Consider the following 25,754-nt stretch of genomic DNA (forward strand, 5'->3'; position numbering starts at 1 on the left):
TTGGTTGAAACGCTTTTTTTATAGTTGCCTCCAACTTACATAGGGACCGTCTTTATAGACTACATAAGTTTACTGTTTGCCCCTTTTTTAGTTTCACATATTGTATGGTGTTATCTTTCTGTAAGGTCTTTTTCGTACTGACATGCATGAGCGTCTTGGGTTCAAAAATTCGAAAGGTACCATCTTCGGTCGCAGTTATTTTCAGCATAACGATTTTATCTCCTTTTTTCTCAGCGCTTACGATAAATCCGCCCATCGTTCTTAAATTTTTGAAAGATGCTGTTGCCCATTCAGCAGGTAAGGCTGGAAAGATTTCTACATAGTTATTCTTGCTCTGAATAAGCAATTCGTGTATTCCTTGCGCAAATGCAAAGTTGCCTTCCAACGTAAATGGTCGATACGTAAAGTCTGAATATTGCCCACCTTTCTGGTCGCCATTCAGATGAAAGGAATTGGTGGAACAAAAGTTCTGTGCAAATTTTTGAAGATTGCTAACGGCTTCCTTTCCTTGTTTAGCTCGCGCGTGTAAACAAGCCATCCATGCAAAGGAATAACCTACCCACGCACGGGTACCCAGTTTTTCAATATGATCTAGGGAACTTTCGATGAGCTCTTTTTCCTGCGGATTATTGATGTCTAATAAATCCAATGGATAAATTGCCATATAGGGAGACATATGCCGATGGGAATGTTTCATTGGAAGATTTACAGCAACTTGTAGTCCGGTTTTATCCGTCGCATAATGAGGTAGTTGGGCCTTACATTTTAACCAAGCTTGCGCTTCTTGCGGTTTTCCCATTGCTGTGCTCACCTCAGTAGCAGCCTGGAATAGAAAATGCGCTAAGCTAAGGTCGAAATTGGTCCAGTTGTCAAACCACGCTGATACACTATTGTCGTTGTATTCGGGACTGCTACTCAAAGGCAGGTAACGGAGTCCATTTTTTAATGTGGTTATATTCTTAAGGTAAGTCGCAGACTCAATGATATAGGGATAGGCTTGTTCTCTTAGAAAGGTTTTATCCATACTATATTTCCATTGCCAATAAAAATGTTGGGCCGCCCATGCACCAATCGTAGGAGAAAGAGAATACTGAATCCATCCACCCATAGGGTCTCCATTTAAAGTAAGGACACCGGGTACATTCAGCCCATCGACACCGAAATATTGCTTTGTAAAGTCGCGGTTTTTTTTGCGGATCTTCCAGAGCCAATCTGTATAGCTTTTGGCTTCGGCTAATCTATTCCCCGAATAGGCTGGCCAATAGCTCAATTGGGTGTTAAGGTCATTGTGAAAGTCTCCTTTCCAAGGGGGGAGGCCACCATTATCTGCCGTCCAGACGGCCTGAAGCGTAATTGCTGGAGCGCCTTCTCTTGCGACAGCACCGAGCTTGTACATATCAAGATAATATTGCTTTTCAAGATTTTTTTCAGGAATAGTTATACTTGATTTGGACCAATAGTTTGACCACCAATGCAAATGGCTTACTTGTTCTTCGGTGTATTTTTTGAGGGAAAGTTCAGAAGGGTTTGCCCTTTGATCGTTGACGATTGTCCAATATCCAATCAGTTTTTTAGCTGATATTTTTTCCCATCTCAATACAACTTCAAAAAAATGATTGTCATAAGTTTTTTGGTGCAGCACTTCGTAATTGCTGGTTCTGGTTATATTTCCTTGCTTATATCCTAATCTTGCTAAATCTTGACCTTCTACAACGCTTTTGTTTTCATCTTTGTTTGCGCTATTTTCATATTGATGGGGAATTAATTGAGGAACAAGTTCACTCACATTGTTTCCTGTAATTTCAAAATAGCCAAAGGGTTTATAGGCGTGTATGAAGGTTCTTAATATCCGACCATCTTTGAATTTAAGAATATTGGTGGCCTGTTCCAGGTCAAGTACGTTCGAAACGACAGGGCCAAATTTCGCTAAGTCAAAGAACAGCGACGCTGCTGGAAGCTTGGTGGGATAGGGGGATCTATCGTAAGGAGCGTCTCCCCACTCTTGTACAATGCCATAGCTGTTGTTTTTTATTTGTTGTTGGACCCAATTGAAATTGTGGTTTTCTATTGCAAAGGCCTTTCTTTCATCCCATAGATCTGCGCGATCAAGTGAAAATCGAATCGTATTATCTTTTTTCCAAATCAGTGCACCCAATTGACCATTTCCCAACGGAATGGCTTCATCCCACCGCGAAGCTAACTGATCGAAATGGAGGTTGTTGTCCGGTGTCGGTTGACCGAAAGAGAACACTGTAAACGAACAGAAGAGTATTAAATAAAGATATTTCATAATTGAAAGGGTTAGCTTGTAAATTTAAAACTCTGGAAGGGGAGATACTGACACTATTGTTACTTTTTTGCATACTATTTTATCTATGCGATGCCCTTGAGCCTGTTGAAATCATTTTAATAGCAGATTTAGCGGTGGTTGTATGCAGTGCAGAAAACTAAAAAAGTTAATTCGTATCGAAATTGTTATACTTTTTGATTCGAATAAATATGTCGCAAAAGTGTTGTTTTATTGTCTGCTGTTTAACCAAGGAAAGTACGTTATGCTGTCTTAAATCAACCTTTTGAGCAGGTGGGTCTATAGTGTCCAGAAAATCTCGCAAGGGCAAGGGGTAATATTGTTTATGTTTCTGTTAATCTAGTTTTAGTATAATCCAGTGTTGTTCTCTAATTTTATCCTACTCGAAACGAGCACATTTATGGAATAGTTTCGGCTCCACTTAACGAAGAAAATAATCATTATTCATTTCGTTTAGTGCATAAACCTAAAATAATACAGAATAGATATATCCCCAGGCTATGAAAAAAAAGATTTTGGTGCTAATATTATTGGCGCTTGTGCTTATTGGTACAAGCATTTTGACTTTTGGAAAAAAAGAGCCAGTTGATTTTAGCGCTGATGTTAAACCGATATTGAATAAACATTGTATCACGTGCCATGGTGGGGTTAAAAAAAATGGTGGTTTAAGTTTTCTTTTTGAAAATGAGGCATTCGCCAAAGCCGAGTCAGGCAAATCAGCAATTATTCGTGGCGATGGCGAACACAGTGAACTGGTAAAGAGACTGATTTCCGATGATCCTGAATTGCGTATGCCTTACAATGCCCCTAAACTGAATGACGATGAAATTGATATACTCAAAAGATGGATCGATGAAGGAGCTAAGTGGGGAGAGCATTGGGCCTATACAACACCTAAGGAAACGGAGGTCCCTAAACCTTTTTCGTTGCTCAGTATATTTGGTGTAAAGCCCAAAGGGGTGAACAATACGATAGATTTTTTTGTTTTGGATAAGATGAAGGAGAAGAAATTGTCCTTTGCAGATGAAGCCGATAAAGCATTGTTGCTCCGAAGAGTGTATTTGGATCTAATTGGTATCCCACCCTCGTTGGCGGAGATTCAAGCCTTTGAAGCAGACCAGCGTGATGATGCTTATACCCGGCGGGTAGACAGTCTGTTGGCTTCTCAGAAATATGGCGAAAAGTGGGCGAGTTGGTGGTTGGATATGGCACGATATGCCGATACGAAGGGCTACGAAAAGGATGGCTCGCGCACGATATGGACTTATCGGGACTGGGTCATCAAGGCCTTAAACAAGGACATGCCTTATGATGAATTTACGATTGAACAGCTTGCCGGGGATTTGCTGCCGGAGCCAACCAAGGATCAGCTTATCGCAACCGCCTTCCATCGCAATACCATGAATAATGATGAAGGCGGGACCGATAGCGAGGAATTTCGGATGGCTGCGGTTTTGGATCGTTTAAATACAACTTATCAAGTATGGTTGAGTACGACCTTCGAATGCGTGCAATGTCATAGTCATACTTATGATCCGTTTAAATTTGAAGAATATTATAAATCGTTAGCTTTTTTTAACAACACCAGAGATGAAGATACCCAAGGTGATCATCCTAAACTGCGTTTTTATACTACACAGGATGAAAAGCGAATTGACAGTATAAAGAGGTGGTTGTCGACGACAGGAAATGCAAGCTTGGTAAAATCAACAGATCTATTCCTTCACACCCTTGAGCCCAAAGTCCATGCGCATTACAGCGACCAAATAGTAGATGGTGCGCTTTATGATACGAAATGGTTGGGGGTGCGAACTGGAGGATCGGCTCGATTAAGGGCAATAAACCTGGATAATAAACAGCAATTCTTCATGAATTTCTGGACAGGTGCGGTAGGTGGAAAATTGGAAATTCACTTGGATAAACTTAGCGGACCAATACTTGCCGTTATTGATTTGCCGAGTACGAATGGAAGACAGGTTATTCAGTCTCCCATAAGTGCGACTCGTGGTGTACATGACTTATATCTGGTTTTCAACAATCCATCTGTCGCTCATGGACAGCCGATCTGCATGATTGAATGGTTTGCATTTCGCGAGAACTTTCCACATGAAAAGTCACTGGATAATATGAATTTTCAAAAGACTTTTCTCCAGTTGGTCAATATGCAACCTGAGGGGGTACCAATCATGATTGAAAATCCCAAAGACATGCATCGTAAGACCAATGTATTTATACGCGGTAACCGCCTGTCGCTAGGTGCGGAAGTGCAGCCCACGGTTCCGGCATCACTGAATAGTTTCCCTAAGGGGGCTCAACGCAATCGCTTGGGTTTTGCGCAGTGGATTGTCAGCAAGGAAAACCCATTGACAGCGCGAACTTTAGTTAATCGCGTATGGGCTCAACTATTTGGTCGGGGGCTTGTTGAACCATTGGGAGATATGGGCACACAGAGTATTCCACCGATTCACCGAGAATTACTAGATTATCTTGCCCTAGATCTGATGAATACCAAAAAGTGGAGTATAAAAAAATTGATCCGCGAGATGGTATTATCCGGAACTTATAAGCAGTCCTCTAGCTTGAACAATTCCAATTTTGAAATGGATCCACAGAATTATTATTTGGCAAGGGGACCTCGCTTTAGATTATCTGCCGAACAGATTCGTGATCAGGCTTTAGCCGTAAGTGGATTGCTCAGCAATAAAATGTACGGACCAAGTGTAATGCCATACCAACCGGATGGGGTATGGATGACTGTATATAGCGGTGAGTCCTGGGTGAAAAGTGCTGGAGAAGATCAATACCGAAGAGGCATCTATACGTTTTTAAAGCGTACGAGTCCTTATCCTTCCTTTGTTTCTTTCGATGCTTCTAGTCGGGAGGTTTGTTTGGTCGACCGTATCCGTACCAATACACCGCTACAAGCGCTCGCTACATTAAACGATCCTGTTTACCTCGAAGCGGCTAAACATTTGGGGGCTATTATGGAAAAGGAGGGAAATGGAAACCTTAGAAATGGTATCCGTGTCGGTTATAAACGTGCAATGTTGAAGGATGCCGATGAAAAGAAACTCAAAGAGCTGGAACATCTTTATCAAAAAGCGTTGATTGATTTCAGCAAAAAGCCTGATTCGGCAGCCAAATTTTTGAATGAAGATTTAGCAAAAAGCAATGTAAAGGTCCTGCCTTCAAAAGCTGCCTACATGCTTGTTGCCAATGCCGTGTTGAATCTGGACGAATTTTTAACGAAATCATAAATATGGACTGAAACTTCTGAATAAGGGCTTTCGTATGAAAACGAAGTCTTTTGTTAAGAAGGTTAAGGACTATGAAATAATAAGAATATAAACCGAAATGAGCTAAAGCTGCAGACTAAAAATTTAGCGACACAGCCCGTTCATATGTAATGATAGTCAGATGAAAGATCTAAATAAGCTAATAAAAGAAGCGCAACAATTTGAATTGCAGGCTGTCACAAGAAGACATTTCCTAAAGGATTGTGTGGCAGGTATCGGAGGTATTGCTTTGGGTAGTTTGCTGACGAGTTGTAATGGATGGGGACAGTCAAAATCAGCAGAAAAGTTGGATCTGAATGCTCTCAATCCGCTGGTACCCAAACCTCCTCATTTCCCAGGTAAGGCTAAAAGTGTAATTTATCTGCATATGGCCGGTGCTCCGTCGCAATTGGAGTTATTTGATTACAAGCCTGCATTGCAGAAATTACATAATCAACCTTGCCCGGAGTCCTTACTCGCAGGAAAGAAATTTGCCTTTATTCGTGGGGTTCCAAAAATGTTGGGGCCACAGGCTACTTTTAAACAGTATGGAGCAAGTGGAGCTTGGGTATCAGATCATTTGCCTCACTTTAGTAAAGTTGTTGATGAAGTGAGTTTTCTGAAGGCCGTGCATACCGATCAGTTCAATCACGGTCCAGCGCAATTGTTTATGCATACGGGAAGTGCCCGTCTCGGCCGGCCAAGCATTGGTTCATGGGTAACTTATGGCCTGGGATCTGAAAATAGCAATTTACCCGGATTTGTTGTGTTAACATCGGGAGGTAAAACACCGGATGCAGGAAAAAGTGTCTGGGGAAGTGGATTTTTACCATCGGTATACCAGGGCGTTCAATGTCGTTCAAAAGGTGATCCCGTATTATATATTGCCGATCCTGAAGGGATGGGAAGGGATATGAAGCGTGATTTGATTGATGCCATAAATAACGTCAACAAAACAGAATACGATACCTTTAGAGACCCAGAAACCTTGTCGCGGATTGCACAATATGAGATGGCTTATAAAATGCAGGTTGCAGTTCCTGAAGTGATGGACATCAATAATGAACCTGCTTATATTCACGAATTGTACGGAACTGAGCCGGGTAAAGAATCGTTTGCCAATAATTGCCTCTTGGCTCGGAAACTCGTAGAACAGGGGGTACGATTCGTTCAGTTATTTGATTGGGGTTGGGACAGTCACGGTACAAATCCCGCAGATTCGATTGATCTTGGCTTTAAAAATAAATGCCGGGAGATAGATCGACCAATGACCGCATTGATTATGGATCTAAAACAACGTGGTTTGCTGGAAGAAACACTAGTCGTGTGGGGAGGGGAATTTGGACGTACACCGATGCAAGAAAATAGGGACAACAGCGATATGCCATTCCTGGGACGCGATCATCATACAGACGCCTATACCATCTGGATGGCAGGCGGGGGAGTTCGTAATGGCATAAGTTACGGTCAAACCGATGATATCGGGTTCGCGGGGGTAGAGGGGCGCAGTTCTGTACACGATGTCCATGCGACTATGCTCCACCTTTTGGGTTTTGATCATGAGAAATTTACTTACGATTTTCAAGGAAGGCCATTCCGATTGACAGATGTGGAGGGTGAACTTATTCAAGCTATAATTTAAAAATATGAAACAATTTCTAGTATTAATTTTATTTATGAGCAGTTTTCTATCCATGACTGCCCAGCAGTTACACATTAAATATTATTGCACCAATTGGGGAAATAGCGATTCCTGGGATGCGTTCTGTCTCCGGGTGAAAAATGCTGGTTACGATGGTGTTGAATCCTGGTTGCCTGGTAGTCCAAATGAGCGCAAGGAGATGATTGATGCATTACATAAATATGGATTGAGTTTAGGATTGCTTTCAGGCGGATCAGGCGGAACTTACGAGGAATATAAACAAAGTTTTAAGCGTAATTTGGATGAAGCAGCACAGCTGAAACCCGATTATATCAATTGCCATACAGGTAAAGATTATTACTCGTTTGAGCAGAATAAAACATTGATTGAGCTTGCTGATGCAGCTAAAAATAAGTACCATATCCCCGTTTATCATGAGACTCATCGCGGAAGATTTAGTTTTGCAGCTCATGTGACAAAGGAATATTTAGAGAAGATTCCGACCTTACAACTTGCATTGGATATCTCGCATTGGTGCAATGTGCACGAATCAATGCTTTCTGATCAGCCCGAGGCTGTAACAAAAGCGCTTTCCAGAACGGAGCACATTCATGCACGAATTGGGCATCCTGAAGGACCGCAAGTCAATGACCCTGCGGCTCCTGAATGGAAGAGTATTGTTGCGCAACATTTGACCTGGTGGGATAAAGTTGTTGCTAAGCACAAGGAAAATGGCATGAAGTTATTGACCATAACGACCGAGTTTGGTCCAGCGGGTTATTTACCCACATTACCATTTACACAACAACCGGTGGCCGATCAATGGTCAATCAATGTTTATATGTTGCATTTACTCAAAGACAGATATAAAGAATGATAGTTTTCTTTGATGAATTATTGGGCTTTTTGGGACGATTTCACCCGCTTTTGGTCCATTTACCGATCGGCATATTATTGTTGGCTTTTGTTATGGCAATTAGGACTCGGTTTAAAGGCGGTGATATGTATTTGCCTGCTATTAAGCTCTCCTTATTCCTAGGGACTATCGCTGCTATAGTAGCTGCTTTATCGGGTTATCTGCTTTCACGAAATGGAGGTTATGAGGAGGATGTCCTGAGCTATCACAAGTGGCTGGGAATTGCCGTGGCTATCAGTGGTTTATGGCTTTGGTTTCTTTATCGTAAAGAATCTTCTGGTGCATTTCGCTTTTGGCTTTTTTTCATCCTGGTGCTCTTAATTGGGGTGACCGGACACTACGGTGGAACACTGACACATGGAAAGGGTTACTTTGTGGAAGCGATGCCAGTAGCACTTAAAAAGCTGTTTAAAGCGGAAGAAGATAAAGAGGAGGTTTTTATCGTTCAAAATGCGCAGGAAGCAGAAGCCTATAAGGGAATTATTCAACCTATTCTAAAACAGCGTTGTCAAAGCTGCCACGGGCAAAGAAAGCAGGAAGGGGGGCTGGCATTGGATACAAAAGAGAATTTGTTAAAAGGAGGAGAGAACGGTACAGTACTAAATGCAAATGATTCGAAAAAGAGTGAATTATATGCCCGATTGGTGTTGCCCGAGGGACATAAGAAACGTATGCCCCCTAAAGGCCGTACACCGATAACTGCTGATCAGATAAAATTGATTGCCTGGTGGATTGATCAAGGAGCCAATTTTGATAAAAAAGTGCATGAAATACCACAAACGGAGGAAATAGCTCATTTGTTGAAAAAATTGGAAACAGGAGAAAAAGAGGAGTCTGCTGTATTGTATGCTGATCTACCAGCAGCACCTTCTTTGCCAAAAGATAAAGTTGATGCTTGGCAGGCTAAGGGGATTAAGATCATCCAAGTTGCAAGAGATAATAACTTCGTGTTGGTTAATGCGATTAATTATCCTCAATTTAATGACAAGGACCTACAGGAGTTGTTGGCCATTAAGGATAATATTGTACAGCTGAAATTAGGAAATACGGCTGTTACATATCTTGCTTTTTCAACACTTTCGGCAATGCCAATTCTTTCCCGTCTACATCTGGAAAATACAAAAATTTCCGATGCTGGATTGAGCCAGCTGAAAGGCCTGTCAAAATTAACGTACTTGAATCTGACAGGCACAAAAGTTACATCAAAAGGTCTATCAAAACTGAACGAGCTTCCGAGTTTAAAGAACCTCTATCTCTATAAGACGCTAAATCAGGAAGTCGCTGCAATAAAGCAGTTGAATGCTAAGATTAAGGCAGATACTGGTAATTATAGTTTGCCTTTTATTGAAACCGATACAATCAGGTTTTGAGCTGTTATTGGACCTGGCGGCTACACGATGAAAATCCGCGATCCAAATGGAATGCTCTTGTACAATTTAACAACTTGGCGACATAGACAAGTAATTTAAGGAAAATAAACAGGATATTTTAGCGGATAGGAAACGAGTATACAAAGGAGAATGCGGAAAAGGCTTTAGCGTAATATAAAATAGGAATGCTAAGGTGACGATTTCAAATAAAACCTTCATGACTTCGTAGACACCAACAGCAATGAAAGCAAACTGAAGGTTCTTTCTGGCCAATAAGATTAGACACTTTCAGAAAAAAGAGCAGCAGGAAATTTCCTGCTGCTCTTTTTACATCGCGATAAGCTGTTTTTATTTCGTGCCAGCATGTTCTAGTAATTCGATAGCATCGTAAAGCACGCCTGCTTCACCTCTAAAAGTTCCTGAACCTTCTGGTTTATTATCTTTTGTGTACCATTCATAAAAACCTTTATTTTTGATAACACGGGCAAGCATCGGCTGTATTTGCTCATAAGCTTCCTGTTGAAAACCATTTTTAACGAGCTGCTGAATCATACGCCCACCGAACCAGGTCCAGTCCCCACCATTTTGATAACCATACGGATACATGCCCTTGTTTTTAAATGAACCTGCAGGATAAGTTGGGTACACGGTGAGTCCAATTGTTGCCGCACCAGCGTCTTTTACATTTTTAATCATTTTATCCAATGAAACTTTTATTTGCTCTTTGCTGAGTAAATTTGCCTCAATAGCGATAGCTGTTCCTCCATGATAATAGATTTGATTTTCATCAAAATCAGCCGAAAATGGAGAGCCTTTGATATAAATATGGGGAATAAACTTTTGGTTCTTTTCATCCCAAAGGTGTTTCATGGTGTTACTTGCTATGGAAGCTCTGATTTTTCCCCATTTTTCTTTTTTCTCAGGAAGTAGATCCATGTAGTTGTCAAGGGCGATCAAAAACATCGCATTGTCGTAGATGTCCAAAGCAATATGCGAATTTTCATCTAGATGTACACCCCAGTCATGCTCGGGTTGAACGTCGCCCCAATCAACCGTGGTTGCACCCCAAAGTAAACCATAAGTATCATTATAACGTTTGTCCAATAAAAATTGCAAAGCATGTTCCATGCGATCCTTTACAGTTGCATCACCAATTTTTTCATTGAGAAAAGCTTTGTCTTTAGTAGCAACGATATATTTGTGTACCGCTTGAATTAAAGAAGATTCCTGGTCTGTTTCAACGGTGTTTTTATGTGCAGCATAATCAGGAGCCAAGGAGCTGGTGATTGTGTAATAGTCCGATACGCCATTTTTTAAGCTGGACTTTTTGACAAAACCGTCGGCAATATTACCATCAGAACCTTGTAGTTTAAAGAACAAAGCCAATTGATCTTTGATCTGTTCATGGGGATGTACTTTTGTTGCTAAGGTGATAAATGTGTTGTAATCTCTAATCCATACCTCACTGTATCCATCCCCCGCATTGAATCCGCTTTTGATGATGTTCGTAGCCATATCTTTGACAATATGGAAACTGCTATCTTTTTGGATGCTGTCTTGTAAATTGTTCGTAGAAACTTTACTGCCCGCGTTTTGGCAGGACAGTAATAGGAGCGATGAAGATAATGCAAAAAATATAGTTCTCATTGTGCTGTTTGTTTATAATAAATGGTTTGATTAACATTTGGATTCTTTGACAAAAGATTGGATAACCTTGGCCTTACCGTTTCCTAAATTACGCAATGTATAGGACCCAGCAGCAGCAGGAACGGCAAAAGTCTCGGCATAATGGAAGACCCTTTTCATGCCATTTGCTGTCGTCAGCTCAATTGCCTCGCCCTCGACAAGCATCATGATATGACACTGTCCCTGCGTTTCAATCGAAACATTCTGATCGAATTCGTATCTAAAAACATCGTAGAAATGATCTTCATGCGTTGGCAAATGTATTCTTGTTGTTTGCGCATCAAGGACTTTTTCACTGGGCTGAGATAGCAGTGTGTTTTTTACGACATCACCTTTCCGGCTAAAATTGAGGTTAGCGAATGCTCTATCGATATTTAATGGACGTGGTTTCCCATCTAAATCGGGACGCACCCAGTCGTACATTTTAAAGGTATAATTATAAGGTGTTGCACTGATTTCGAGTACGAGATTGTTCACGCCGGAAGAATGTACGGTACCATGTGGAATCAAATATAACTGGTGTTTCTTGGATTCGAATTTTTGAACGTATTGCTCGATATCCATAGCTATTCCGCTATGGAAGCTCTCTTCTAAAGCTGAGCGAAATTTGTCTGCATCAATTGTTTGCTGAAAGCCCAGATACACTTGCGCGTCTTCTTTTCTATCAACGATATAATATGATTCGTCCTGTGTGAAGTTTTCTCCAAATTCTGCTTTTGCATAAGCTGGACTGGGGTGACATTGAATGGATAGGTTGCCGCCATCAAAGGTATCCAGGAAATTGAAGCGTATTGGGAATTCAACATCGAAACGTTGCTGTGCATGACCGAGTACATTGGCACTTTCTTGAAACATCAATTGATCGAATGAAATTTCGAGAGTATGTCCATCTGCTTCGAGCAAAATACCATTTTCTGGGACAATCATTTCGAAGGACCACGCATAGTTTTTGACATCCTGATCGATGCCTGTAAGGTGCTCTTTCATCCATTGTCCACCCCATACTCCGGGTTCAAAAGTTGGTCGTACGCGGAAGTAATTTTTGGACATGGCTTGCAAAGTATTGTGTAGATCTTTCCCTGTAATCCATGGTAAGTTGTGTGATGATTGTTGATCGGCAAGAATTTCGACACGGGACAAGATGGATCTTTTATGTCGGTTCAATATTTCCCAGTCGACAAAATAATAACGCTTATAGGTTTCCTTTTGATTGGTTTGTGTTGAACAGCCTAAATTTAAAGCTTCGCCCGCCCGCATGCGTTGAATAAGCACATTTTTGGGCAGATCAATAAACATCAGTTGACTAGACGTATCGACTAATGATGCGCCAGGACCATAAAAGATGGTATATTCACCTTGTTTTGAATTGGAGTTCGCTAATATTGTTTGAAAATCCGTTAGCTTTTTAGTATCAAAGTATTCAATGAGCTGAATCCCGGCCTTTTTTCCGAACAATGGGTCTTTGCCGCCTAGGTAGGGGGAGACAATATCCTGGATGGCTGATTCCGATTTTAAGGCAGAATCCATCGCAATAAATCGTGTGGCTATGCCCTGTTTTTCAAATTCTTGCTTTAGGTTGGGGATGATTGTGCCCCAGTTAACACCTACAAAACCATCAATGCTATGTATATTATGTGTAATGAGATGTGCAACAAGATCTTGGTAAGAATTTGATAAGGATCCTTGAACTGGAAACGTCGGTGCGATTTCGTACTGAAAAGGTTTTGTTTGAGTATTAGAATACATATTGATGTAATTTTTTATTGCAAATGAATGATGTTGAAGTAAATAGCTTTTTGCTTACTTGTTTGTTGATTTTTTGTTGTGTTTTTCAATCCAGAATTTTTCGATCTCCTCCAAAGGTTTGCCCTTCGTTTCTGGAAGAAATCCAAGTACAACAAGGAATGCGATGGCACAGAAAAATGCAAACAACCAGAACGTATAGCGGGCGCCCCAGGAAGCGAGAAGAATAGGCGTTAGTTGCCCCACGATCGCATCGGAAATCCACATCACCATAATACTGATACCCATGGCACGAGCCCGGATGGCATTAGGGAAAATTTCGGCTGCGACGACAAATTTTAGTGGGCCAATGGAAAAAGCAAAGAAAAATAAGAATGAAAGTATCGCGATAATCAATGCGATATTATTGACTTGACCTTGATTAAAAAGATAACCAGTAACCAGCAAACTCACGGTAGCACCCACAGTTCCCAAAAGATATAAGGGACGTCTGCCCCAATTATCAACCTTCCAGATTGCGAAGAAAGTAAATAGCACATTGGCGGCTCCAAAGAATAACTGGGCATGATAGGAATTGTTTAATGAAATACCTGATTCAAGCAATATGCTCGGACCATAATAAACAATTGCGTTGATTCCACTGAGCTGTGAAAATAAAGGGAGGAATAAGCCCAATAGAAAGGCCTTGCGATAAATAGGAGAGAACAGATCACGTAGATTTCCTTTCGAGGAAACATGGCTGACCTCTTGCATATCCGATAGTCCTAATGTGGCACTGATCGCTGCAACTTCAGTGTCTCGTCCATTTTTAGAAAGCCAACGCGGACTTTCAGGAATAAAGTAAACTCCAATGCATAACAATAAAGCCGGTATTGCGCCAACTAAAAACATAGTTCGCCACAGTTCATTTTGCTGGGCGGAGGTATATTCAAGAATCAGGTAATTGCTGATATAGGCAAATAAGATACCGAATGTAATAGCGAGCTGGTAACAGGTGACTGATCTTCCTCTAAATTTGCTTGGCGATATTTCCGCGAGATATAAGGGCACAACAATTGAGGCTATCCCAACACCCAGGCCCCCAATGCTTCTACTCGCAATCAATATGCTGTAAGAAGGACTGAATCCACAGCCAATTGCTGAGAATAAAAAAAGCAGGGCCGCAGTAACAAAGGCTGGTTTTCGGCCGTATTTATCTGTTAATGGTCCTGTGAAAAATACACCAACAATACAGCCTAGCAAAGCTGAACTGACAAAAACGCCCTCTTGAGCAGGAGATAGCCCGAAAAATTGCTTCACCAACGGCAAAGCACCGGCAATTACAGCCATATCGAAACCGAAAAGGAGTCCTCCAAGTGAAACGATACATAAAATGATGATAAATCTCTTTGACATCTGCGGTTTATATTAGTATGTATATACATACAAACATATGTCTATTTTTTTAATTATGCAAAAAATCTTATTTTAGCACAAGCAATCCAAATGATGAATTTAAAAATAGATCATAAAAGTCCTGTTCCGCTGCATATACAAGCTGAGAATTTGTTACGCGAATTAATTAAGCAGCCTGAATATATAGAGGGGAAATTATTACCCAATGAAATTGAATTAGCAAAAAGATTGGCAATTTCCCGTTCTACTTTGCGTTTAGCGATCAATAAACTGGTATATGAGGAGCTGCTAATTAGAAAGAAGGGGATAGGAACGAAGGTGGCTAGTTCTAAATTCAGTTCAAAATCCAAAAATTGGTTGAGTTTCTCACAAGAGATGAAAAATCGTGGGATTGAGGTGAAGAATTTTGAACTTCACGTCAGCTGGGTTGTTCCGGATAAAGCTGTTTCGAAGTTTTTTAATGTAGATGAGGATCAGAAGCTGTTAAAACTAGAACGTCTGAGAGGAAAGAAAGATGACCCATTTGTTTATTTTATCTCTTATTTCCATCCACGTATAGGTTTAAACGGCGATGAAGATTTTAAGCGGCCTCTATATGAAATCTTAGAAGCCGATTATCATGTCGTTGCAGATCTTTCTCAGGAAGAACTGGATGCAATGGCTGCAAATAAATTTATAGCGGATAAATTGGAGATTAATATCGGTGATCCTATTTTGTCCCGCAAGCGGTTTGTATTTGACCAATCTGGAAAGCCAATTGAATATAATTTAGGGTTCTACCGTGCGGAAAGTTTTACCTATACTGTTGAAAGCAGAAGAGATTATTAAGTGATTCACACATCCTTTTTGAATGGATAATAGGATGTGTGAATAGCTCATTTATTTATTCTTTTCTTTTAATGATTCTTTTCTACGGTAGTTTCTGCCCAGTTTTCTAAGAGCGCTATTGCTTTACTGAGCACTCCTGCTGAACCTTTGAATTTTCCTGATCCGCTAGGGACGTTATTTTGACCATACCATTCGTAAAATCCTTTGTTTTTCACAACCCGATCGATCATCGGTTGAAGTTCTGCATAGGCTTCTTGATAAAAACCGTTTGAAACGAGTTGCTGGATCATCCGTCCGCCGAACCAAGTCCAATCACCACCATTTTGGTATTGGTAAGGCTGAGCCATTCCTCCGATGAAAAATCCAACCGGATAGGTCGGGTATAAGGTCAATCCAATACTCGGCATGCCAGATAACCGCACGTTTTCCAGCATTTGCGTATTAACTGTTTTTATTTCTGAAAGGGAAAGTAACCCGGCTTCTATCGCGATGGCGGTGCCCCCATGATAATGAATCGTATTTTCATCAAATCCTTTTGGGATAGGAGATGTCTTAGGGTAGATATGAGGGATGAATTTTTGTTTTTTTTTATCCCATAAATGACGTCTACTGTTTGTTTCGAGACTCTTTTTTAATCCCTTCCATTCTGTCACCTTCGGAGAGTTGGGCTGAATATCAATCAATGTCTGCAATGCAATAATAAACATCGCATTATCATAAATATCGATCGCCTCATTGGAGAGCTCATTCCAGTCACAACCAAAGCTATCGTTGGGTTGTACATCTCCCCAATCTGCGGTCATCGCACCCCAAAGCAATTGATACTTGTGGTTGAACCGTTCTCTTTTCAAATAATCCAACATGAGTTGGATTCGATCTTTGACGGAAATTCCACCAATATTCTCCTCCAGGATACTGTAATCCTTTGTGTTCCGGATATATTTACCGAGCAGTTGGATGAGTGACGTTTCCTGGTCTGTTTCTACTGTATTTTTAAATCCAACATGGCCGGGCGCATTTTCTGAATAATAAGGTGTGTCATCGTGCCAGGTAAAATCCTTCTTAAGGACATAGCCGTCTACCATTTCACCATTGGGCTGTTGCATCTGAAAGAATACTAAAATGGCCCCCCTAATGTCCGCTTGGGACCGCTCTTCCAAGGCGGTTTCAATAAATGTATTGAGATCCCTGGCCCAAATCTGTGAGTAGCCACTTCCAGCATTGAAACCTTCTTTGATGACCTCGCGGGCAAGACTGTCGACATATTTTAAGTTTTGATCCGCTAGAATGCTTTTTGCCAACTTAAGTTGAGTTATACCGTCGGGTTTTGTTTGTTGTGCTGATAGTTGGGTTCCCAGTAACAGAAGTATTAGACTAAAAAATGGGGTGTTTTTTTTCATTGTGGTTTTATTGTAATTAATTAGGCTTGACAAGTGTATCTGTCAATAATTTGTATCTATTTCAGGGTTAATTTTCATCTACTTCAGGGTTTTGATCGAAGATCAGCCGTCTGATGTGTATTTTTTTTGAATTTATTTACTGGTTATATTTTAGTATGTATGTACAATCAAAGTTATGGAAAAATGTCAGTATTTAAGCTTTGATAACGCTTTATTTGATTAGTATTTAAAATTTTACAAATTTAGGTGTTGTGGGCCCTCTTTTTTCGTAGTTAAATTGAGTAAGAAAATGGAGTTCATGTTTATACATACTCTATTTTTTTGTAAGTTTGCTGTAGAACCTAATTGAGAACAATGGTAAAGCGTATCATTTATTATTTTTGTAGTTTATTTGTTAGTACGGCAGCTGTTTTTGCACAGCAGAAAACAGATTTGACCGTTTTTGTAAAACCTAATATCGGATCCGTCCATAGCCGGTATTTCTTTTATACACCAGCAGCAGTGCCTTTTGGAATGGCTAAGCTCGCTCCGAGCACAAATGGAAGCTATGGGAACAAGTCAGGCTGGGAAGCTGTGGGGTACGATGATAGGCATGGGTCAATAGAAGGATTCGCTAATTTTCACGAATTCCAGGTAGGTGGAGTGGTATTTGCACCATCCGTTGGAAAATTGAAGACAACCCCTGGTCACCTTGATCGTCCACAAAGCGGCTATCGTTCTGCTTTCGATAAGAAAGATGAGTTTGCTACTTCTGGCTATTACCGCGTCAAGTTAAAAGATTATAATATACTTGCGGAGCTCACTGCGACCAAGCGCGTCGGTTTTCATCGGTATACTTTTCCAAAAACTGAAGAAGCCAACCTTATTTTCGATATTGGCCATGTTATGGGGGAAAGTGGTCCGGTCGTTGATGCTGAAGTGAATTATGACAAACAGCACGTCTGGGGATATGTGGTTACCAACCCTGTATACGTACAAAAATATCAGCAGGGTGCTCAAGTTAAGATGTTTTTCTTCGCGGAGATAAACAAACAGCCTAAATCTTTTGGGACATTTAGAGATTCCACGACTTTCGATCAACATAGTCGTATAAAGGGAAAAGGGGCTGGCTTGTTCCTGAAATTTGATACCCAGGTAGGGGAATCTATCGAAGTCAAGACCGGTTTGTCTTATACATCTGTGGAAAATGCGCAGCTGAATTTGCTTAAAGAAGCAAAAGATATGTCGTTTGATGCGGCAAAGAAAAATGCCTTGCAAACCTGGAATAGTGAACTGGGAAGAATTTTGGTGGAAGGGGGCAAAGTGGACGACCGCATTAAATTTTATACTGGATTGTATCATGCTTTACTTGGTCGTGGGCTTGCAAGCGACGTCAATGGTGCATATCCCAAAAATGATGGCTCGGTAGGGCAGATTACCTTAAATAAACAAGGGCAACCTATTCATCATCATTATAATACCGATGCGATCTGGGGTGCATTTTGGAATTTGACACAGTTGTGGTCCATTGCTTATCCGGACTATTACAACGACTGGATTCAGAGTCAATTGTTGGTTTATCGCGATGCAGGTTGGTTAGGAGACGGTATTGCCAACAGTAAATACGTTTCCGGTGTGGGAACTAATTTCACAGGTTTGGCAATTGCATCGGCGTATAATGTGGGTATTCGTGACTATGATCTGAATCTTGCCTATGCTGCGGTGCGTAAAAATGAATTGGAAGCGAAGGACCGCCTGCCTGGGGCAGGAAAATTAGATGTAGGAGTTTTCGTTCGCAAGGGCTATTCACCCTATATAAAAGATGATAATGGTAGTCCCGAATTAATGACCAATGGATCTCCTTTTGGTGCTTCGCATACCTTGGAATATGCTTTTTCTGCTGCTGCCGCCGCACAATTTGCAAAATCATTGGGGCATCAAAAAGACTACATTAAATTTCAGGAATTATCCGATGGATGGCGCAATCTGTACGATACCACGACGAAGTTTATGCGACCAAAGGATAGTACTGGACGATTTATTTCAAACTTTAACCCGTATGAACCATGGCGTGGATTTCAGGAGGGAAATGCTTGGCAGTATACCTTCTATGTTCCGCATGTCCCACAGGAATTGGTTAAACTGGTTGGAAAGGACCTGTTTAATCAACGGTTGGATAGTATTTTTACGGTGTCGCAGAAGAATGTGTTTGGAGGCGGTACACAAATTGACGCTTTCGCAGGGATTGAAAGTCTTTATAATCATGGTAATCAACCGAACCTGCATATCTCCTGGCTGTTCTATTTTTCTGGTAGACCTGATTTAAGTCAGAAATGGGTACGGGCAATTTGCAATGAGTTTTATGGTAATGATGCAATACATGGCTATGGCTACGGACAAGACGAAGACCAAGGACAGCTTGGAGCATGGTATGTCTTGTCGAGTATCGGTCTATTCGATGTGCGAAGTCTCACCACCGAGAAGCCCGCGCTTCAGATTGGCTCGCCACTTTTCGATCGGGTAACGATACAATTACCGGAGAAATTAAGAAAAAATAAATTTATCATTCAGGTGAAGAAGGAGCAACCCAATAGTTATATTGTTGATCAGGTTCGGTTGAATAACCGCCTGTGGAAAGGTTGGCAGCTTCCTTTTGAACGCCTGGTAGAAGGTGGGATTTTAGATGTCAAGTTGAAAGGCAACTAAATTTAAGCAATAAAAAAATAGCCCCATTCGGGGCTATTTTCAAGGTAGGTTGGTTTGTTGATTGCCTACGCGATTTCAGCAATAAAATTGCCCTCTTGATCCAAATCGGCTTTGTGAGCTGCGATTTGTTGAAGATTAATATGTCCTATGACATATTTGAAATCTGGTGCGTAATATCGTTCTGTGATTTCACTGAAATTTAACTTTTCAATCAGCGTATCATCGGTGTATCTCAAATAAACCTTAATTAAATAATCTTGGCTATAATTTAATGTGCTGGATTCTAAATGTTTTTTATATTCATAACGGTATCCATAGCGCAGGGCAGCGATATCCGATAGTACAGCAGAACCCGTAGGGTGGCCACCGGCTCCTTTACCATAGAAAAATTGTTCGTCTGCAAAGGCCGCTTTTACCAATACACCATTGTTCTCATTTTCTACATTATAGAGCATGCTGTCTTTGCCTACTAGGCGTGGTAATACATAAAGTACAACTTTGTTGCCGTCGATTTCTTTTGCTGTTGGTATCAATTTGATCTTGAGGTTCTTTTCTTTAGCAAAACGAATATCTTGCTGTCCCAATTTGTCAATACCAATATTAAAGACATCGTCTGGTTTGACATAGATCCCGTACGCATGGGAAGCAACAATACATACTTTAAATTTTGGGTCAAATCCACCTACATCAAGGGTAGGATCTGTCTCTGCAAAACCAAGTTCTTGCGCTTTCTTTAAAGCATCTGTATATTGCTGGTTTTCATTGAAAACTTTAGATAAAATATAGTTGGAAGATCCATTAAAAATACCGCTGACAGAATGAAGTAATTCATTGTCATAGTACTCTTCTAAATTCCGTATAATGGGAATACTTCCGCAAACGGCACCTTCGTACAATAAACTGGTGCCGTATTCATGTTGAATATCAACCAGCTCTTCCAAATGGCTGGCAATCATTTTTTTATTGGCAGATACCACATTTTTTCCCGATTTCAAGGCACGAACAGTTAGTTGATAGGCTGCTTCGGCATCATCTATTAGTTCGACAACAGTATTAATTTCTGGGTCACCTAAAATTGTTTCGGCATCGGTAGAAAATAGATCTGCTGGTAGCGAGCGCTTTTTATCTCCGTTTTTAATGACAAATTTTTTGATTTCCAGATTAAGATTTTTGGTTTTGATGATATCGTAAAGACCTTGGCCTACTACACCAAACCCAAACATCCCTATTGTTAATTTATTACTCATATCTCTTCTTAAATTCTCTTATATATTATTTATTCTCTTATACTAATTCGTTGATGTATTCTTTTTGTTCCCGCAGAAAGCTGCTGATGATTTTCGTGAGTTTTTTTGTTTCGATCAAAAACCCATCGTGGCCATAAGTAGATTCGATCTCCTGATAGTGGGCATTCGGAATATGTTGAGCGATGAATTGTTGCTCTTGTGGAGGAAACAACAAATCTGTATTGACGCTCAGCACTAAAGTTGGACAGTCGATGCTCGCTAAAGCGGATTCGATAGATTTTCTTCCACGACCTAAATTATGGCTGTCCATTGCTTTGGTTAGGAAGTAATAGCTGTACGCATTATAGCGTTTTACCAATTTTTCACCCTGATAGTTTTGATAGGAGGATGCTTTATAATGATCGAGTTTTTCGTTATCATCCTCCTTTTGTGTGTTGGCATACGTTGTATAGTTGCGGTAAGACAACAGTGCCATAGCGCGTGCAACTTTTAAACCCTTAGCTCCGCCATCGGGATGATTCGCATAAAAGGTTCGATCAGTAGTAATGGCAAGACGTTGACTTTCATTGAATGCAATACCCCATGGTGAATGGACGGCATTTGTTCCAACGACGATTAGATGGTTGATGGCTATACTGCGTGATACGGCCCATTCCAATGCTTGTTGACCGCCCAATGAGCCCCCAATAAGGAGCTCTATTTGTTTGATATCCAGGTGGTCTGCAAGAAATTGATGTGCTTTGATCAAATCTCTTACTGTAAATTCAGGAAAAGATAGGTAGTAAGGCTGTCCAGTAGCTGGGTTTACAGATAGCGGATTACTGCTATTATATGCTGATCCTATGACATTGGCGCAGATAATATAATAATCGTTTGAATCAAATAATTCACCTGTTCCAAAAAGACCTGACCACCAATCCAGTACATCTGCATTGGCCGTTAGTGCATGGCAAACCCAGATCACATTACTGCGATCAGCGTTGGGTTTGCCAAATGTTTCATAACTGATTTGTAAATCAGTAAGCTCTCTTCCATTTTCAAATACAAAAGGCTCCGGGTGCAGATAAATATGCTTACTCATTTTACGTTTAAGTTTAAGCCGAAAAAATCTGATTATTTAATTTTATCAAAAGCTTGTTGTAAATCAGCTTTGATGTCATCAATATGTTCTATTCCTACAGAAAGACGTAATAAACCTTTGAATACTCCAGCATTGGCTTGATCTTCATCACTCAATTGTTGGTGAGTAGTCGCTGCTGGATGGATAATCAATGACTTCGTATCGCCAACATTGGCCAGGTGACTGATCAATTCTAAGTTGTCGATAAAGCTATTGGCCTTTTGTGCTGCGTCACCTTTGAGTTGGAAAGAAAGCACTGCACCATAGCCATTTTTAAGGTATTTTTGTGCGTTAGCGAAGCTCGGAGAGCTTTTTAAGCCCGGATAGTTTACTTTTTCTACCTGTGGATGCGCCTCAAGCCATTTAGCTATCTCTAAAGTGTTGTCTACATGGCGTTGCACCCGCAAAGACAGGGTTTCAAGTCCTTGTAGTAATAAGAATGAATTGAAAGGGGAGAGTGCTGGTCCGAAATCCCGAAGCCCTTCCACACGTGCCCGAATGGCAAATTGAATATTTCCAAACGGTCCGCCTTCACCGAAAACTTCGGAAAAAACTAAGCCATGATAGCCTTCAGATGGTTCGGAAAATTGAGGGTATTTTCCATTGCCCCAATTGTAGTTTCCGCCGTCGACGATGACACCACCTATGCTTGTACCATGTCCACCGATCCATTTAGTAGCCGATTCAACCACCACATTCGCACCATACTCCAAAGGTTTAAATAAATATCCCCCAGCTCCAAAAGTATTATCGACGATTAACGGTAAGTCATATTTTTTTGCTACTGCAGCAATTTTCTCAAAGTCTGGAATATTGAAACTTGGGTTTCCAATTGTTTCAACATAGATGGCCTTTGTTTTATCATCAATGAGGGCTTCAATTTTATCTGCCTCGGCGTCCGTTGCAAATCGAGCTTCGATGCCCAGACGTTTAAAAGAAACTTTAAACTGGTTGAATGTACCGCCGTATAAGTTGGATCCGGCAACAAAATTGTCACCACTTTCCAAGATATTATTTAATGCAATAAACTGTGCCGCCTGGCCAGATGCGACAGCAACAGCCGCGACTCCACCTTCCAGTGCCGCAATACGTTGTTCGAAAACATCCGTGGTAGGATTCATAATCCGTGTATAAATATTGCCGAACTGCTTTAATGCAAATAAGTTTGCGCCGTGTTCGGCATTTTCAAATACAAAAGATGTTGTTTGATATATAGGAACTGCTCTAGATCCCGTAGTAGGGTCAGCGACTTGGCCAGCGTGAACCTGAAGAGTTTCGAATTTTAAATTTTTGTTTGAAGACATAATATATCAGATTTTAAGGGTTCAAAAAGAAATTGCTAAGTAAAAAGAGAAGCATACACACCTCCTTGAAGGGTCTGTTAAATCTTTATCCAAGAAAAAGGAAATGATTCTTAACAAGCGTGGAAGTGCATATGCATACGCATTCGCATCAATACAGTTGTATGATGGCTTACACTTTCGCTTATCGTGCGGCTCACTTGTGTTGAACCTGAATTTTTAATGGACTTCAGTAGTTTAATAATCATTGTCTTATGTTATTTATATGCTCCAAAACGATATTGTTTTGGACAGGAATTGGCACCTTTTCAAACAAATTGAAGGTTGCCAGTGGGTCATTGAGCCAGTCTCTCGCCACTTCTTTATAAATCAAGACCTACTGATTAAGGGAGGTGTTGATTAGAAATCTTCTTTCGAAGACGATACAAATATAAACTCTTTTTTTATTAAAGCAAAAGAAAAGCTGTTTTTTAGTTAAAGGAATTTTGAATAACATACGGATCGGATCGCATATTGTTCGATGAAACTTGATAAGTAACTGCCAATCGGGTATTATGATTTCTTTAAGTTGATCCGTTCTGCAATTTGATTTAAATCTGTTAAAAGAGGTTTAAGTGCATCAATTCTACTATGGATATCATACGTCAGGTGGCGATTCGTCTTTTTGCTTAACGATAGCGAAAGACCCACCAAATGGGAGTTGACCTGATAAGAGAGTGCCTGAAAATGGTGTATATGTGACCAATCCATCCATTTGTGTTCGGGTTCTTTTTTCATTTGATTGATAGCGTCTGAAAACAGGGCCATGGCAGTCTGCGCTTTTTTGCGAGCCAGCCGTATATCAAACGAACTTTGTCTCTCGTCCGACAGACGGTTATTGATGATCTGGAAATAATGTTCGTTGTAAAGAGATACCTCTTTTGCCAGCTGAACCATGCCTGTGCTCTGGCGTACAGGGATCAAGAAATAACCTGCTATAGCCAAGAATGCTCCAATAAGTGTAAAAAGCATTCGGCTGCCTAAAATGAGATTGATATTGCCTTCAAACAAATTGAGTGCAATCACAATTCCCAAGGTAATAAAGATGACACTGACCATATAATTAGATCGATTGAATAAAAAGAATCCGAAAAGACCTAATGCAGCTATGGTAAGAAGAGCCGGGAGAAAATGAATAGCAATTAAGCAGAATATGCCAACGATTATACCCGAGAATGTGCCTACAATACGCTCTATATTACGCTTTTTTGTCATTGAAAATGCTGGTCTGGCAACAATAGCGATCGTCAGTAAGATCCAATAGGTATATTTAAAATCTAAAAATAAAATACCGATCAATGCGCCTGTTCCAAAAAGAAGAGCCATCCGAACGGCAAATCGAAAAAGCGGGTTATTCAGATGGAGTTTACTTTTTAGATCAGCAAGATTGCGCAAAGGTCGATTGATAAATTGTTGGTACTCACTGCTGTCAATCTTATCCTGGATTTCCTGATTTTGATAAAAAGCCACCTGAATTCGGTTGAGCACTTCAATAATTGCTTCGATGTTGCTTATGATCGAATATAATATACTTTTTGCTTGACCGGCCTGCTCTTCTTGAATTTCTTTTAAATCCTGTAAGAGGGCATTAATTTTAAAGTTATTGTGATATAATTGATGTGCATACCGAAACCTCTTGTTAGGTTGTGAAAAGCTATCAATTTCTAAAGCTAATAATTTGATTGTTTGACGGATTAAAGGGAGGCTGCCCGTGTCTGCAAGGTTTTTGCGAATCGCATCATAGTCGTGATCAAGTGCAATAATTAACTCATGGAGGTCAATTAACCCATAAACTTGACTGAGCCAATAATTGCTTTTATGCCACTGTTGGCTTATGATTTTTTTTTCTCGAAAAAGAAGGGACCTGATTTGTTCCTGCTGTTCGCTGATCTGGCCATGAATTTTGCCTACGCGACTGTACGTTATATTCAAAGGAATATCGGGATCGTAAGACTGGGATCGTATCAATAGAAATTGGGATAATCCATGAAAACCATTGGCCATCGCATGTTTTAGCGAGCGATAAGGTTGTATATAGGCCTGTAAAAGGCTAAAAAAGTAATATATAATGGATCCTGTTGTAATCTGTAAACTAACTGCAAGGGGGTGTTGCGGGGCCATTCCGATCACAAAACTCATGAGAATCAATGTCATGTTTCCAATTGCAGCATAACGAGCTCCAAAAATACCGTATAACGTACATATAAAACCGGCCGCCGCTAGCAATATAACCAAGGGCCAATGATACGGAAATACAATCGCTGTAAACAATGATGCAACGAAAAAGGTGGGAATACATACGAGAGCAGAAGAAAGTTTATCCTTTCTGTTTCCAGGAGGATCTGTGAGTGTTGTTAATAACGATCCGACACCGATTCCAATTGCCGTGCTCGCTTGCGCTCCCAATAAGTAGATCGCTAAACTTGGCAAGATGCTGATGGAAACATTACGTAATGCGTCTCCAGAATGCTCGCCATGCATAAATCGTATCATAAGGATATAAATACGGTAGAATCTTTTCTTCAATGATACAGTGCTCATTAATCAGTTTACTAATTTTCTGTGTAAAAATACAAATATTATGCTTAATATTTTTTGTATACAATTTATTTGTTTTGATTTTTGTTTATTTTTTGAATTTTTATTTTGATTCGATGTGCTTTTCTTGCGCTGTGCTTTTTGGAGATTCAAGATTAGCTGGGATGATTGTATCAGCTTTAGCATCGATCAGTGAGGGATATGGTTTACCGATGTTATTTGGTTGTCTACCGAGTGAATCGGACGATCTATCTATTTCTA

General features: G+C 40.4%; 15 protein-coding genes and 1 riboswitch. Of the genes, 6 read left to right on the plus strand and 9 right to left on the minus strand.

Features of this window, described 5'->3' with window-relative positions; translation table 11 throughout:
- Positions 1-52: 52 nt before the first annotated feature.
- Positions 53-2,290 (minus strand): glycosyl hydrolase family 95 catalytic domain-containing protein, encoded by a 2,238-nt coding sequence (locus L1283_RS14695; RefSeq protein ID WP_429626285.1) that lies wholly within the window; start codon positions 2,288-2,290, stop codon positions 53-55.
- A gap of 518 nt (positions 2,291-2,808) precedes the next feature.
- Between L1283_RS14695 and L1283_RS14700 the strand changes: the two genes are divergently transcribed.
- From L1283_RS14700 to L1283_RS14715, 4 genes are all read left to right on the plus strand, one after another.
- Entirely contained in the window at positions 2,809-5,565 is a 2,757-nt protein-coding gene (locus L1283_RS14700; protein ID WP_429626286.1) for a DUF1553 domain-containing protein, read from the plus strand.
- A gap of 160 nt (positions 5,566-5,725) precedes the next feature.
- Positions 5,726-7,225: a DUF1501 domain-containing protein gene (locus tag L1283_RS14705; RefSeq protein ID WP_145327095.1), complete on the plus strand. Its 1,500-nt coding sequence runs from the start codon at positions 5,726-5,728 to the stop codon at positions 7,223-7,225.
- Between the two features lie 4 nt (positions 7,226-7,229).
- The gene (locus L1283_RS14710) at positions 7,230-8,102 is read left to right on the plus strand and encodes a sugar phosphate isomerase/epimerase family protein (protein WP_145327096.1); all 873 of its coding nucleotides are present in this window, start codon (positions 7,230-7,232) and stop codon (positions 8,100-8,102) included.
- The gene (locus L1283_RS14715) at positions 8,099-9,511 is read left to right on the plus strand and encodes a c-type cytochrome domain-containing protein (protein WP_286849308.1); all 1,413 of its coding nucleotides are present in this window, start codon (positions 8,099-8,101) and stop codon (positions 9,509-9,511) included. The genes L1283_RS14710 and L1283_RS14715 overlap by 4 nt, the downstream gene beginning before the upstream one ends.
- Before the next feature lie 348 nt (positions 9,512-9,859).
- Here L1283_RS14715 and L1283_RS14720 read toward each other — a convergent pair whose 3' ends face one another.
- Genes L1283_RS14720 through L1283_RS14730 form a run of 3 tightly spaced genes read right to left on the minus strand, consistent with a single transcriptional unit; the run spans position 9,860 to position 14,335 of the window.
- Positions 9,860-11,158: an amylo-alpha-1,6-glucosidase gene (locus tag L1283_RS14720; protein ID WP_145327097.1), complete on the minus strand. Its 1,299-nt coding sequence runs from the start codon at positions 11,156-11,158 to the stop codon at positions 9,860-9,862.
- A gap of 30 nt (positions 11,159-11,188) precedes the next feature.
- Positions 11,189-12,943 (minus strand): class I mannose-6-phosphate isomerase, encoded by a 1,755-nt coding sequence (locus L1283_RS14725; protein WP_145327098.1) that lies wholly within the window; start codon positions 12,941-12,943, stop codon positions 11,189-11,191.
- 54 nt (positions 12,944-12,997) lie between these two features.
- Positions 12,998-14,335, minus strand: coding sequence for a sugar porter family MFS transporter (locus tag L1283_RS14730; protein WP_088162039.1), 1,338 nt, complete (start codon positions 14,333-14,335; stop codon positions 12,998-13,000).
- A 90-nt stretch (positions 14,336-14,425) separates the two neighbouring features.
- On the opposite strand from L1283_RS14730, the gene L1283_RS14735 reads away from it, so the two are divergent.
- A complete protein-coding gene (locus L1283_RS14735) occupies positions 14,426-15,163 on the plus strand; it encodes a GntR family transcriptional regulator (RefSeq protein WP_232475551.1) in 738 nt (245 codons plus the stop codon).
- 68 nt (positions 15,164-15,231) lie between these two features.
- Here L1283_RS14735 and L1283_RS14740 read toward each other — a convergent pair whose 3' ends face one another.
- Entirely contained in the window at positions 15,232-16,563 is a 1,332-nt protein-coding gene (locus L1283_RS14740; RefSeq protein WP_198385929.1) for a hypothetical protein, read from the minus strand.
- Between the two features lie 354 nt (positions 16,564-16,917).
- Here L1283_RS14740 and L1283_RS14745 point away from each other — a divergent pair, with 354 nt between their 5' ends.
- A complete protein-coding gene (locus tag L1283_RS14745; RefSeq protein WP_088162038.1) occupies positions 16,918-19,248 on the plus strand; it encodes a GH92 family glycosyl hydrolase in 2,331 nt (776 codons plus the stop codon).
- A gap of 65 nt (positions 19,249-19,313) precedes the next feature.
- On the opposite strand, the gene L1283_RS14750 is transcribed toward L1283_RS14745, so the two are convergent.
- The 4 genes from L1283_RS14750 to L1283_RS14765 form a co-directional block, all read right to left on the minus strand.
- Positions 19,314-20,495 carry a homoserine dehydrogenase gene (locus tag L1283_RS14750; protein ID WP_088162037.1) on the minus strand — a complete coding sequence of 394 codons (1,182 nt, stop codon included), beginning with the start codon at positions 20,493-20,495 and terminating at the stop codon, positions 19,314-19,316.
- 37 nt (positions 20,496-20,532) lie between these two features.
- A complete protein-coding gene (locus tag L1283_RS14755) occupies positions 20,533-21,576 on the minus strand; it encodes a homoserine O-acetyltransferase family protein (protein ID WP_145327099.1) in 1,044 nt (347 codons plus the stop codon).
- A 32-nt stretch (positions 21,577-21,608) separates the two neighbouring features.
- Positions 21,609-22,919 carry an O-acetylhomoserine aminocarboxypropyltransferase/cysteine synthase family protein gene (locus L1283_RS14760; protein ID WP_429626287.1) on the minus strand — a complete coding sequence of 437 codons (1,311 nt, stop codon included), beginning with the start codon at positions 22,917-22,919 and terminating at the stop codon, positions 21,609-21,611.
- A 255-nt stretch (positions 22,920-23,174) separates the two neighbouring features.
- Positions 23,175-23,287: riboswitch (SAM riboswitch) on the minus strand.
- A 181-nt stretch (positions 23,288-23,468) separates the two neighbouring features.
- Positions 23,469-25,496 carry an FUSC family protein gene (locus L1283_RS14765; RefSeq protein WP_088162034.1) on the minus strand — a complete coding sequence of 676 codons (2,028 nt, stop codon included), beginning with the start codon at positions 25,494-25,496 and terminating at the stop codon, positions 23,469-23,471.
- Positions 25,497-25,754 lie beyond the last annotated feature (258 nt).

This window comes from Sphingobacterium sp. HSC-15S19 (genome assembly GCF_050433745.1).
Classification (GTDB): Bacteria; Bacteroidota; Bacteroidia; order Sphingobacteriales; family Sphingobacteriaceae; genus Sphingobacterium; species Sphingobacterium siyangense.

What these genes read in the sequence shown, in the direction of transcription:
- L1283_RS14695 (WP_429626285.1), bottom strand. Translation starts at nt 2,290, where the DNA reads ATGAAATATCTTTATTTAATACTCTTCTGTTCGTTTACAGTGTTCTCT.
- L1283_RS14700 (WP_429626286.1), top strand. Translation starts at nt 2,809, where the DNA reads ATGAAAAAAAAGATTTTGGTGCTAATATTATTGGCGCTTGTGCTTATT.
- L1283_RS14705 (WP_145327095.1), top strand. Translation starts at nt 5,726, where the DNA reads ATGAAAGATCTAAATAAGCTAATAAAAGAAGCGCAACAATTTGAATTG.
- L1283_RS14710 (WP_145327096.1), top strand. Translation starts at nt 7,230, where the DNA reads ATGAAACAATTTCTAGTATTAATTTTATTTATGAGCAGTTTTCTATCC.
- L1283_RS14715 (WP_286849308.1), top strand. Translation starts at nt 8,099, where the DNA reads ATGATAGTTTTCTTTGATGAATTATTGGGCTTTTTGGGACGATTTCAC.
- L1283_RS14720 (WP_145327097.1), bottom strand. Translation starts at nt 11,158, where the DNA reads ATGAGAACTATATTTTTTGCATTATCTTCATCGCTCCTATTACTGTCC.
- L1283_RS14725 (WP_145327098.1), bottom strand. Translation starts at nt 12,943, where the DNA reads ATGTATTCTAATACTCAAACAAAACCTTTTCAGTACGAAATCGCACCG.
- L1283_RS14730 (WP_088162039.1), bottom strand. Translation starts at nt 14,335, where the DNA reads ATGTCAAAGAGATTTATCATCATTTTATGTATCGTTTCACTTGGAGGA.
- L1283_RS14735 (WP_232475551.1), top strand. Translation starts at nt 14,426, where the DNA reads ATGATGAATTTAAAAATAGATCATAAAAGTCCTGTTCCGCTGCATATA.
- L1283_RS14740 (WP_198385929.1), bottom strand. Translation starts at nt 16,563, where the DNA reads ATGAAAAAAAACACCCCATTTTTTAGTCTAATACTTCTGTTACTGGGA.
- L1283_RS14745 (WP_088162038.1), top strand. Translation starts at nt 16,918, where the DNA reads ATGGTAAAGCGTATCATTTATTATTTTTGTAGTTTATTTGTTAGTACG.
- L1283_RS14750 (WP_088162037.1), bottom strand. Translation starts at nt 20,495, where the DNA reads ATGAGTAATAAATTAACAATAGGGATGTTTGGGTTTGGTGTAGTAGGC.
- L1283_RS14755 (WP_145327099.1), bottom strand. Translation starts at nt 21,576, where the DNA reads ATGAGTAAGCATATTTATCTGCACCCGGAGCCTTTTGTATTTGAAAAT.
- L1283_RS14760 (WP_429626287.1), bottom strand. Translation starts at nt 22,919, where the DNA reads ATGTCTTCAAACAAAAATTTAAAATTCGAAACTCTTCAGGTTCACGCT.
- L1283_RS14765 (WP_088162034.1), bottom strand. Translation starts at nt 25,496, where the DNA reads ATGAGCACTGTATCATTGAAGAAAAGATTCTACCGTATTTATATCCTT.